At 45.7% G+C, this 12,152-nt stretch carries 10 protein-coding genes; 7 read left to right on the top strand and 3 right to left on the bottom strand.

Going from position 1 to position 12,152, the window contains the following annotated elements:
• Positions 1 to 38 precede the first annotated feature (38 nt).
• Positions 39 to 902 carry a universal stress protein gene (locus AC5JP1_RS02420; protein ID WP_493842984.1) on the bottom strand — a complete coding sequence of 288 codons (864 nt, stop codon included), beginning with the start codon at positions 900 to 902 and terminating at the stop codon, positions 39 to 41.
• A gap of 236 nt (positions 903 to 1,138) precedes the next feature.
• On the opposite strand from AC5JP1_RS02420, the gene AC5JP1_RS02415 reads away from it, so the two are divergent.
• The 7 genes from AC5JP1_RS02415 to AC5JP1_RS02385 all read left to right on the top strand — a co-directional run bounded on the left by AC5JP1_RS02415 (position 1,139) and on the right by AC5JP1_RS02385 (position 9,690).
• Positions 1,139 to 1,672, top strand: coding sequence for a DUF2058 domain-containing protein (locus AC5JP1_RS02415; protein ID WP_493842983.1), 534 nt, complete (start codon positions 1,139 to 1,141; stop codon positions 1,670 to 1,672).
• Positions 1,673 to 2,147: 475 nt separating this feature from the next.
• Complete coding sequence (locus AC5JP1_RS02410) at positions 2,148 to 2,552, top strand: hypothetical protein (protein ID WP_493842982.1); 405 nt, start codon at positions 2,148 to 2,150, stop codon at positions 2,550 to 2,552.
• Between the two features lie 230 nt (positions 2,553 to 2,782).
• A complete protein-coding gene (locus tag AC5JP1_RS02405) occupies positions 2,783 to 4,972 on the top strand; it encodes a dihydrolipoyl dehydrogenase family protein (protein WP_493842981.1) in 2,190 nt (729 codons plus the stop codon).
• A gap of 126 nt (positions 4,973 to 5,098) precedes the next feature.
• On the top strand, positions 5,099 to 6,397 hold the full coding sequence (locus AC5JP1_RS02400) for an ABC transporter substrate-binding protein (RefSeq protein WP_493842980.1): 1,299 nt from the start codon (positions 5,099 to 5,101) through the stop codon (positions 6,395 to 6,397).
• On the top strand, positions 6,394 to 8,157 hold the full coding sequence (locus AC5JP1_RS02395) for an ABC transporter permease (RefSeq protein WP_493842979.1): 1,764 nt from the start codon (positions 6,394 to 6,396) through the stop codon (positions 8,155 to 8,157). The genes AC5JP1_RS02400 and AC5JP1_RS02395 overlap by 4 nt, the downstream gene beginning before the upstream one ends.
• Positions 8,158 to 8,241: 84 nt before the next feature.
• Positions 8,242 to 8,886: an ATP-binding cassette domain-containing protein gene (locus AC5JP1_RS02390; protein ID WP_493842978.1), complete on the top strand. Its 645-nt coding sequence runs from the start codon at positions 8,242 to 8,244 to the stop codon at positions 8,884 to 8,886.
• A 174-nt stretch (positions 8,887 to 9,060) separates the two neighbouring features.
• Positions 9,061 to 9,690: a CDP-alcohol phosphatidyltransferase family protein gene (locus AC5JP1_RS02385; protein WP_443526379.1), complete on the top strand. Its 630-nt coding sequence runs from the start codon at positions 9,061 to 9,063 to the stop codon at positions 9,688 to 9,690.
• Positions 9,691 to 9,707: 17 nt separating this feature from the next.
• Here the strand turns inward: AC5JP1_RS02385 and AC5JP1_RS02380 are convergent, their stop codons facing one another.
• Positions 9,708 to 10,319: a TetR/AcrR family transcriptional regulator gene (locus AC5JP1_RS02380; RefSeq protein WP_493842977.1), complete on the bottom strand. Its 612-nt coding sequence runs from the start codon at positions 10,317 to 10,319 to the stop codon at positions 9,708 to 9,710.
• Positions 10,320 to 10,576: 257 nt separating this feature from the next.
• Entirely contained in the window at positions 10,577 to 12,088 is a 1,512-nt protein-coding gene (locus AC5JP1_RS02375) for an aldehyde dehydrogenase family protein (RefSeq protein WP_493842976.1), read from the bottom strand.
• Between the last annotated feature and the right edge of the window lie 64 nt (positions 12,089 to 12,152).

Here is a 12,152-nt window from a genome sequence, read left to right as displayed (position 1 = left end):
CTAACAAAAAAAGCAGCAAGGACTTACTGACATACCAATTAACGCACTAAAATGACAGGTGACAACGTACTGGCGATGATTTCTGTTGTGGTGCTCCCAAGGAATAGCTGCTGCCACTTAGAGTGTCCGTAGGCACCTACCACCATAATATCGATATGATTATCCACTTGAAATGTTAATAACCCATCAACAGTATCAGCAGCAGATAAGTGGTGTGCTTCAACCACAAAGCCTGCGTCCTCTAGCTCAGCCGCGGCGCCGCTCATACTTTGCTTGGCAGCCTCATTATGATTACCCACCATCACGATATGACCTTTCAAGCCTTTTAATAAAGGGCTTTTTGCTACCATCCATGCCGCTTTGATGGAGGTTTTACTCCCATCAAACGCAATCATATAGGATTTAGGCGTTTCAAAGGTCTCTGAGCAGATCAGTATGGGTATGTCTGATCCACGAGCCACCGTCTCGATTTGGCTACCAATATTGATTCGGCTGTTTTTATGATCTTCACCGCGCCGTCCCATCACGATTGCACGGTTTTCTGTTTTGAAGTGTTCAATACTAGGCAACAGCTTACCGTGGCGCTGATACACGCGCACATTGACATCGGCAAAGTAATTTTGGATATGACTTTTTGCGTCTTGTACCAAGGCATTGCTATAGCTATTAACGACCTTTGCTCTTTGCTCATCTAATTGCGACAACTCTTGTAGCAAGAACTGGCGACTGTTTACCCCTATCGCCCCTGACAAGTCACGTCTGACTGAAGCGGGTACATCGCTGACATGTAATAGCCCAACAGGTAGGTTCAGTCTGCTGGCATACCATGCTGCATAGTCACAAACCGATTCGGTTACTGCTGAGCCGTCAATACAAGCTAAAATATGCTGTGAGGTTGTCATAATCCATCCTTAGATTGTGTTATTTATTCTTATATAGCTTGGCATATACCGCCAACCTACGCCCTCTATGCGAGAGAAAGCGTTACAAACGCTATCCCTTAATTCAATGATAACCAATTTGGACGGTTTCAGCCAGTGCGTAACCACAAGCGCTACTAAAGTTTGCTACAATACCTCCTTTAGTATTTATGATTCAGCATTTAAGACTTACGTATCGTTATTTAGGTGATTAAATTATGGCAAAAAACGCCCTACAGGCTCAACTATTAAAGGCTGGATTGGTCGATAGTAAAAAAGCCAAAAAAATCAGCAAGCAAACTCAGCATGCCAAGCGTACTGGCGACTCAGAAAGTCTAGAGACCAAAAAAGCGCTGGCAGATGCCCAAGCAAAAAAGCTTGAAAAAGATCAGCAGCTCAATCAACAAAAACAGCAAGCGCTAGAAGAAAAAGCATTAAAGGCTAATATCATCCAAATGATTAAGCAGCATCAAATAGTGGATACAGATGGTGAGGTCAGCTATCAGTTCGTTGATGAGTCTAAAGTAAAGAAAATTGCTATCACACAGAAGCTGTATTATCAGATCGTAGCAGGTCATGTCGTGATCGCACGACTAGAAAACAGCTACGCTCTACTTCCTCGTCCATTGGCAGATCGCATCGATACAAAAATGGAAGGCTTCATGGTCGTGTCTAATGACACCGCTGAAGAAGTACTAGAAGAAGATGATCCTTACGCCGCTTATGTGATTCCAGACGATTTGATGTGGTAGGTATCTTTTTACTGCTGTACTGCTTAGATAAGTTTGTAGTCAAAACCCCTTCATAGAACACTAATTCTATGAAGGGGTTTTGCTATCTAGAGTCAGCTGGCGTAGACATTCGCTTACCAAACTGCTTGGAAATGCATTGTCTACAATCAAAAAAACAGCACCGATAACCGGTTATGCTTCTTTAAGCGACTATTGCTGGTTTGGTCGAAAAAAGTAACCAAGCCCTATAAATACCATATTATGAATGTATAAGCTTGAACAGTCATTCAATAACCACTACAATGCGATTTTAAGGTATTCAGCGGTAATCTTTTATTTATATTTGAGTAATCACTCAAATATATAAGCATGTCGACTATGTCTATTGACATGTAATAGCAGACGTTTGCACTGTCATCATCTACGTAGATTACCTATATAGCTGTGTTTATATCGTTTTTAATTCACTTTCACCCTTTCTCAGAAGAGATCACTCATGCCAAAACACTTACCTCTCTCATTACTATTACTTCGACTGGGTGTTTTTATTGTCTTTCTTGTTTGGACACTAGACAAATTCGTAAACCCTGAGCATGCTGCCAATGTATTTGCTAAGTTTTACGCTCTAGAAAACTTGGGCACTAGTATGGTTTATGCGGTTGCTAGCTTGCAGATCATTCTCATATTGTTATTTGTCGCGGGTTTATTCAAAAAATGGACATACGGTATTATTTTATTGCTCCATGCCGCCTCAACCTTTGCCACCTTTCATCTTTATCTTCAGCCCTTTGACAACTTGCTGTTCTTTGCCGCATGGCCGATGCTAGCTGCTTGCTTGGTAGTGTTCTTGATGAGAGACTATGACACTTGGACACTGGGCAAAAACGCTGCTGTGGCATAATTTTTGGTTGCATCTGCTGTTAGACTCTATAATTACCAAATAATATAAATACCAGACAGCAGGTTGCAGGTCATATACTATAGTTCTGAGGTTTTACGTTTTGTCTCAGGCATACCAGTAAACCGTTCAGCGCAGTAGCTCTATACAATTACTACCATCACGTCATGACACTACTCATAGTGCAATGACGACGACTTTAGCCTTCGCCATACTATTGGGCCGGATCCCTCATGATTAAGAGAATATTTTTAATACTATTAATATTGATACTAGCGGCAAGTTTTTTTTATTTTGACCTCAATCAATTACTGACGCTTGACGGCTTAAAAGGGTCGATGGCTCAGTTCAATGAGTATAAGGCACAGTCGCCATTATTGGTTATCGGTGGCTTCTTCTTACTCTATGTGGTCGTCACTGCCCTATCCTTGCCAGGCGCTGCTATTTTGACTTTGGCAGCGGGAGCACTGTTCGGTTTGGTTCAGGGCTTACTGATTGCCTCATTTGCCTCTACTATAGGTGCAACGCTCGCTTTTTTGACCTCACGTTATCTGCTGCGCGATACCATCAAGCAGCGCTTTCCTGAGCGTCTGGCAGCAATTGATAAAGGCGTTGAGAAAGAAGGCGCGTTTTACTTATTTACCTTGCGATTGGTACCGATATTTCCGTTCTTTTTGATTAATCTGTTGATGGGCGTTACCGCTATCAAGTCATGGACTTACTATTGGGTTAGCCAAATCGGTATGCTTGCTGGTACTTTTGTTTTTGTAAATGCAGGGACACAGTTGGCACAAATTGATAGTCTATCAGGGATCTTATCATTCGATTTGATCCTCTCATTTGCGCTATTGGGCTTGTTCCCATTGATCGCAAAAGGAGTGATAAATATGTTCAAAAAAAGACGCGTCTATAAGAACTATAATAAGCCCAAAACATTCGATCGCAATATGATCGTCATCGGTGCAGGTGCAGGCGGTCTAGTGACCAGCTACATCGCCGCGACCGTTAGGGCAAAAGTCACCCTGATTGAAGCAGGAGAGATGGGCGGTGACTGCTTGAACTATGGCTGTGTCCCAAGCAAAGCCATTATTAAAAGTGCAAAAGTCGCAGAGCAAATGCGTGATGGTGAGAAGTATGGTCTTGAGAATACCACGCCGCATTTCTCATTTAAAAAAGTCATGGCGCGCGTGCACGATGTCATCGCGGAGATTGCACCGCACGATAGCGTCGAGCGCTACACTGATCTGGGCGTTGAAGTCCTAAAAGGGTATGCCAAACTGATTGATCCATGGACGGTGGAGGTCACCCTCAATGATGGTGGCACTCAGACGCTCACGGCACGCACTATTGTGATTGCCACTGGTGCACGTCCCTTTGTCCCGCCGCTTCCAGGTATTGAGGAGACAGGTTATGTCACCAGCGATACCTTGTGGGAGAAATTTGCAACGCTTGATGAGACACCCAAAAAGCTCGTTGTGTTAGGTGGTGGTCCGATTGGCTCTGAGCTGGCACAAGCATTTGCGCGTCTAGGCTCAGACGTCACCCAAATCGAACGCAGCACACGTCTTATGAAAAAAGAAGATGAGGAAGTCTCCGAGTTTGCTCAAAACGCACTAGAGGCCAGCGGTGTCACGGTTTTGACATCTCACCAAGCGGTTCGCTGCGAGATTCGTGATGGCAAAAAGTACATTATCGTTCAGCAGCTAGGTGATGAGGATCAAAGCGGTCAGCAAAAAGACCAGCAACCAGAGATGGCGCTTGAATACGATGAGCTACTGTGTGCAGTCGGTCGCAGCGCTCGCCTTGAAAGTTATGGACTAGAAGCGCTCGGTATCGAGACAGATCGTACGGTGGTTACCAATGAATATCTAGAAACGCTATATCCTAATATTTATGCAGCAGGCGATATTGTTGGGCCTTATCAGTTCACACATGTCGCCTCACATCAAGGGTGGTATGCTGCGGTCAATGGCTTGTTTGGTCACTTTAAGAAGTTCAAAGTTGATTACCGAGTGATTCCATGGACGACCTTTATTGATCCAGAAGTCGCTCGCGTGGGTTTGAACGAGCAAGAAGCAATCGATAAAGGCATTGATTTTGAAGTGACGCGCTACGACTTTGAAGAATTAGATCGTGCGATCACTGATAGCGCTGCCAAAGGCTTTATTAAAGTCATTACGCCTAAAGGCAAAGACAAAATCCTAGGGGTTACGATAGTGTCCGAGCACGCTGGTGATTTGATGAGCGAGTTTGTACTCGCAATGAAACATGGCTTGGGACTGAACAAAATACTTGGTACTATTCATACCTACCCAACATGGGCGGAGGGCAACAAATATGTTGCTGGCGAATGGAAACGCAACCATGCCCCTGAAACCGTCTTGAACTGGTTAGAGAAATATCACACATGGCGTCGTGGTTAGCCGCCTGTATGGCCATTGAATGACCTGATCGACAAAACAAGCCTGAGATCATCTGGTTGAGCTAAGGTGTGTCCTTAATAGTTTTTATCAGCTCAACTCAGACATATAAGCATAATGGAAGCTTCAATGGACCCAACCTCTTCTCTACTGATGCTAAGACGCTTCACAAGATGCAGTGCTTATGCAGCGATGCTTGGCATTTGTATTGGTATTTCTGCCAGTACCGCATCAACCAACAGCACCACGAGTGACCAAGCGTTATCGCCATGGCAACAGATAGAGGCGCAAGGTAAGAACCAAGACGTTTATTTTTATGCGTGGGGCGGCGATCCACAGATCAATGCTTATCTACAGTGGGCGGCCAAGCAGGTTGATGATAAATATGATATTAACTTAGTCCATGTCAAACTGAGCGATACCAGTGAGGCTGTCAGCCGCGTACTCGCAGAAAAGTCAGCCAACAATAACGATAAGGGCAGTGTTGACCTGGTATGGATTAATGGCGCTAACTTTGCCACCATGAGTGAAAACTCATTGTTACTCAAGCAATGGGCAAATAAACTGCCAAATTTCTCATTAACCGATCCCAATAATAATCCGACAGTCAATTATGATTTTGGTGTACCAACCGAAGGAATGGAAGCCCCTTGGGGACAGGCGTCATTGACCTTTTATTATGACAGTCTCTCTGTCAATACACCACCGACCACCCTTGATGAACTCAGCACTTGGACAGCACAGAATCCTGGACGCTTTAGCTACCCAAAGCCGCCTGATTTTTTGGGTATGAGCTTTTTAAAATATGCCTTGGTCATGCTCCATGAGCAGCGCGATGCTGAGACCGGTCAAAACACCAAAGCACAATTGAACCCGCCTGCCACTGAACAAAACACCGCGCTTGTACTAGATCCATTGTGGGCATTTTTGGATGACTTTCATCCAACGCTGTGGCGTGATGGTGAGCAGTTTTTACAGACAGGGGCACAGATGCGCCGTTTGGTCGATGATACCGAGCTGAGCTTAGCCTTTACCTTTTCAGCACCTGAAGTGCCTGCCGCCGTCCAGCGGTTTGATTTACCCAAAAGCATACGCAGTTATGCCATGAGTGATGGTAGCTTGAGTAATACGCACTTCGTTGCCATTCCTTACAATACAAGTCACCCACAAGCCGCGCAGCTGGTCGCTAACTTTTTGATGAGTCCAGAGGCGCAGGCACACAAGCAGACCCCTGCCGTGTGGGGTGACAAAACGGTATTGGTCCAGTCGACACTCAGTCCTGAGCAGCAAGCACTGTTTGATAGTAAGCAAACACATCCAAGCGCCCTACCCTTTGACAGCATCACGCGCACAGTGAGTGAACCGCATCCAAGCTGGGTAGATGCCATTATGCAAGGTTGGCAAATGCGTTATGGGGTAAGCCCATGAGTCAGGGTTTTGACAAAATAGCAAAGACGCAAGCGCGCGCCAAACCTATTGTCCTTGAGCAAACAGACTGGTTTACACGTATTGTCACTTTGAGTCCAAAGCTCTTGGTTTTGATATTGATACTACCTGTATTGGGCGGTTTGATTGGTGTGGTGTTGCCTGCTTTTGGCTGGGTGCCTGCGCTCGATAGAACCACGCTTAACTTACAGGGGTTTACTGAGCTTTGGCAAACGCCAGGACTTACTCAGATGGCAGCCTTGAGCGTTGCTACTGGACTCATCAGCACCCTACTTGCTTTTATTCTCACACTGATGATATTGGCAGCCTTTTTTAACAGTATTTGGCTACAACGTATTGAGCACTTACTAAGCCCTATTTTAGTCATTCCTCATGCCGCAGCCGCTATTGCGGTAGGGTTTTTGATTGCGCCGTCTGGGATGTTTGCAAGGCTCATCTCTCCGTGGCTCAGCGGCTGGGCGTTGGCACCGAATGGTATATTGCCACATGACCCTTATGGCATTAGCATCATTTTGGGCTTGACCTTAAAAGAGCTCCCATTTTTGTTATTAATGGCGTTAGGCGCGTTAGCACAGCCTGAGCTTGGTAAAAAGCTACGACAGCAATATAAAGTCGCACTCAATCTCGGCTACTACCCGATTACTGCTTTTTTTAAGGCGGTATTTCCTCTGTTATACTCTTTTTTACGTCTGCCCATATTGGCGGTACTCGCTTATGCCAGTGCAAGCGTCGAGATGCCATTGATACTCGGTCCTAACACCCCGCCCACGCTCGCCGTCTCTATCATGAATTGGTTCAATGATGTGGATTTGACCTTGCGTATAAAGGCCTCTGCTGGAGCACTACTACAGCTAGCATTGACGGCAGGACTGGTCGCTTTTTGGTTAGGCAGTGAAAAAATAATCAAGGCATGCTGCGGCGCTTCTTTGATAAATGGCAAACGCCGATATGCTGATGTGGCATGGCAAAAAATTACTGGTGTACTGACTGTCTTCGTTATTGGTTTTATGCTGCTCTCACTTTTCGGTCTGGCATTATGGTCTATCGCTGGATATTGGCGATTCCCAGCGATGCTACCAGAGCAGTTTGTCTGGTTGCATTTTGATAGTGCCTTTGCACAGATGGATACGCCACTTTTTAACACCTTGACTATCGGTCTTGTCAGCACTGCATTTGCGATTGTACTTGCCCTATTGTGTTTAGAAGCTGAGCAATTGCGTGCAAAGCATCTTTCAAACTTGACCAGTTTAATTATTTACTTACCGCTACTGGTGCCAAGCATTGCTTTTTTGTTTGGCTTGGTGTGGATGCAGCAATTACTCAATTACCAATCAGCTTTCTTCAATGTTGCCTTTGCGCATGTATTATTTGTCTTACCTTATGTGTTTTTGTCACTTGCCAGTAGCTATCGACGTCTAGATCCTCGCTTTGCCCATGTGGCAGCCAGCCTAGGTGCAGCACCAATTAAGGTGTTCTTTCAAATCAAACTGCCGCAATTGTTTGCCCCGATTTTGATTGCTATCGCACTTGGTTTAGCGATTAGCTTTGGTCAGTATTTACCAACACTATTAGCAGGCGGCGGTCGTATCGCCACGATAACGACAGAAGCAGTCACGCTCGCGAACGGTGCCAGTAGGCGCACCAGTGCCGTTTATGCCATCATACAAATGGCGCTGCCACTCATCGGTTTTATATTGGCTTGGATATTACCAAAGTTATTTTTTATAAATGGCGCTCGCTAGCAGTCTGATCGTTCATAAAAACGGTCACCAAAAATATCAACCATAGAAATAACAGTCGTTAAAAACGCATATAAAGGATTCTCGATGCCATCAACTTTACAGATAAAAGACTTGCAGCTGTTTCGTCAAAACGAGCGATTACTCAGTATGGATGAGCATATCGCTGGTGGCGACATACTTACCGTAATGGGACCTTCTGGTAGCGGCAAGTCAAGCTTACTGAACTGGTTGACGGGATCATTAACCAAGGATTTTACGGCAACTGGTACGGTATGGCTAAACGATCAAGACGTCACTCACCTGCCAGCGCACATGCGCGGTATTGGCGTACTCTATCAAGATGCACTGCTGTTTTCGCATTTGTCAGTGGCAGGCAATATTGCTTTTGCGATGCCAAAAGACAATAAAAATGGTGGTAAGAAGCAACGACTCGAAAAAATAGCGCACGCGTTAGCACAAGTGGGTTTGGCAAGTATGGGAGATCGGCATCCTGACAATCTATCAGGTGGTCAACAAGCACGCGTGGCATTACTACGGACCTTACTTGGCACGCCCAAAGCCATACTACTGGATGAGCCATTTAGCAAGCTTGATACCCAGCTGAGAAAAGACACGCGCCAGCTGGTGTTTGAGCAAATACAGACGTACAAGCTCCCTGCTATCATGGTGACACATGATGAGAGCGATGCCGAAGCAGCAGGCGGTAAAGTCATTCATCTTGATCAATAGCCAGCCAACCTTGGTCATCATGCTCAAACATCCAAACACAGTATAGTTGATCCAATTTAAGAATGGTACAAGGCAACCGAGTGCAGATGTATATGTCATACTTCAAGCGAGGTTAACGCTGTAACGCTTTTATAGTGGATTGACTATATAAGCAAAATACAAAAGGCACCTTACATGCTAGACAAGTTTCTTACGCCTGTTATCAAGCCAATACTCAACCCTGTCGTTGTGGTCATGCACAAGCGCGGTGTCACCGCAGATCAGCTAACAGTCGCTGGGTTCTTGATTGGGATGTTGGCATTGCCGCTCATCGCCTTTGAGCTGTGGCATGGCGCACTAGCGGCTATTATCGTGAATCGACTCTTTGATGGTCTCGATGGTGCATTGGCACGTCATGCACAGCAAAGCTCCAGCGCAGGTGGTTATTTAGATATTACGCTCGATTTTTTATTTTATGCCGCCGTGCCACTTGGGTTTATATTGGCCAATCCTGCACAAAACGCTATTGCAGGCGCGTTATTGCTAGCGGCGTTCATAGGAACTGGGTCGAGCTTTTTGGCATTTGCGATTGCCGCAGAAAAATTCAAATTGGATAAACCTCAGTTTAAGTACAAAAGCTTTTACTACCTAAACGGCCTCACTGAAGGCACCGAAACCATCGCGCTATTCATCGCTTTTTGTATTTGGCCACAGCATTTTGTGCTACTTGCCAGTATCTTTGCGACTGCTTGCGCGATTACGATCTTTACCCGCATCCATGGCGGCTACCATACCCTCAAGCAGTTAGAGGCTTCGCAGCGATAGAAATATCTAATCCACTACTAGGCTTTTGCTGAATGATCAAGTCGCAGCGCTTCTATAGATGAGGCCATATCTTCAGCAAGATTATGAATCGCCGCACTATCGACATCACGCTGTGCGAATGCACGCAGACCCATGACCTCCGCCTGTAGTCGTCGTCCTAGCCTCACTGCATCAAGCTGACTGTCTATCTCACCTATCTGCTGAGCCTTTTTAAAGCACTCTATAAATCGCGTCTCCATCCCTACCAGTAGCAGCTCAACTTTCTCTAGTGCCGCCTGCTCACGAGCGCCTAGCTCTAATAAGCTTTTGACCAGCATACAAGCACGGCTCGGCAATGCTTTATCACGAATACCGCCCAGCTGCCTGATATAAGCGGCCAAACCTGGTAAAGGCGTTTGATGATGGCTCAATACACGCTCAAGCTCGGTCAGTCCTAGGCGGGCATAGTATTCTAGCGCTTCTTGAAACAGGCCATCTTTACTGCCAAAAGCAGCATAAATACTCCCTGGACGCATATCGAGCGCTTGTTCGATATCTTTTAGGGAAGTGGCATGAAAGCCCTTTTGCCAAAAAAGCTGTAATGCTCGCTCCAGAGCGTCTTGACGATTGTAGAGTGCGCTGCGTGACATACTATGCCCCATGTAAAAAGCCGTGACATCATATGAAAATGAGCACGGCGATAAATTTGAATGATTGCTCAATTTTATCCTGAATGAGCCCTCCAGTAAAGTTAATGCCTTTTAATAACGTTAACAACCTTGATATAGTAAACGAATTAGTCAATAGAACATAAGATGCTAATGCCCCTAGCTATCAATCACCATATAGCTAGGGGCACGGCTCTAAAGTATCTTATAGAAGCATAAGCAATCTAATCAGTGAGCATTCATTGTGTCAGCAGTACGTGCTTGCTCTTTTGGTAAGCAGATAAACCATCGCCGCCCAGCTCGCGGCCGATACCGCTTTGCTTAAATCCGCCCCAGCCCGCTTCTGGCAACACGATTTGCTGCTCATTAATCCAAAAGTGGCCCGCTTGGATTTGTAATGCCATCTCCAGCGCTACAGTCTCATCGGCACTCACGATAGTCGCTGCCAAGGCAAATTTGCTATCATTGGCTAAGCGAATGGCTTCTGACGCTTCGGTAAAAATTGTACTGACCAATACAGGACCAAACACTTCCTCTATCCATAACTGACTGGTCGTTGGCACGTCTGTATAGATGGTTGGCGTCGCAAAATATCCTGCGCTATCCATGATCTTGCCACCCGTTAAGCACGTGAGCTGCTCGGTCGTGGCAATATCAACGTATTTTTTGACTTGGTCTAGTTGCTGCTTGCTTACCAGTGGACCCATTTGCGTATCGGTATCAAAACCGTCACCGATTTGTAGATTTGTCGTTTTTACTTTTAAGGTCTCAAATAGCGACTTGGCTATACTTTGGTGGACAATTAGCCGTGAAGTTGCCGAACATATTTGACCCGCGTTAGTAAATATACCACCAATAATCAAATCACAAGCGTGATCAATATCGGCATCTGCGCATACCACGATGGCAGATTTGCCGCCCAGCTCTAGACTGATGTCTTTGACGTTTTTGGCTGCTTGACTCATGACCTTTTCGCCCACCGCATTACTGCCGGTAAACGAGACTTTATCAATTAGCGGATGACTGGTCATAGCAGCGCCCACTTCAGCTGCTCCTGGTAAGATATTTACCACGCCTTGGGGCAATCCTATCTGGGATAAGATATTACCTAACATCAGCTCTGGCAACAGTGTCACCTCAGACGGCTTTAATAATACCGTACAGCCCGCTGCTAGCGCCGGTGCTAGCTTCCAAGCTGTCGTCACCATCGGGAAGTTCCAGGGGGTAATCAGCGCACAAACACCTACAGGCGCGTACGTCTTTAGCAGCCTGATGCCCGATTCAAGTGTAGATACCTTAGACCATGTGGCCTGATCGGTGATGAGATCGGCATAATAGCGATAGCAAGCAATCGCATCACCAACGTCTATCTTGGCCTCCTCAATTGGCTTGCCGTTGTTTAGCACCGATAGCCCAACCAATTTATCAAACTGCTGCTCCATGGACTCTGCAATCGCGCTTAGATAACGGGCGCGTATGCTCACATCAGTCTGTGACCAGCTGGCATAAGCCTCAGTAGCAGCACTGACTGCTGATTCGACATGAGCGCTGCTACACAAGCGTGTCGTGGCAATTATTTCGCCTGAGTTGGGGTCATATAGGGCATGGCTATTTTTATTATCAGAATCGGTAGTGAGGCTGTCAATAGCGATCCAGTCGCCATTAATATAAGCGGCATTTAATACCACTTCTTCTTGGGCGACCTGTTGGGCCTTTTGTCTGGTTAGGTATGTAGCGTTTGCTGTATTCATGAGTGTTCTTACCTCTTATTTTTCACGGTGTTTACTTTACTGATGGTGGTTATAGGCATCTTAT

Source organism: Psychrobacter sp. H29, from assembly GCF_059073055.1.
The sequence above is the reverse complement of the archived record's forward strand: the minus strand, read 5'-3'. Positions and strand labels throughout refer to the sequence as shown.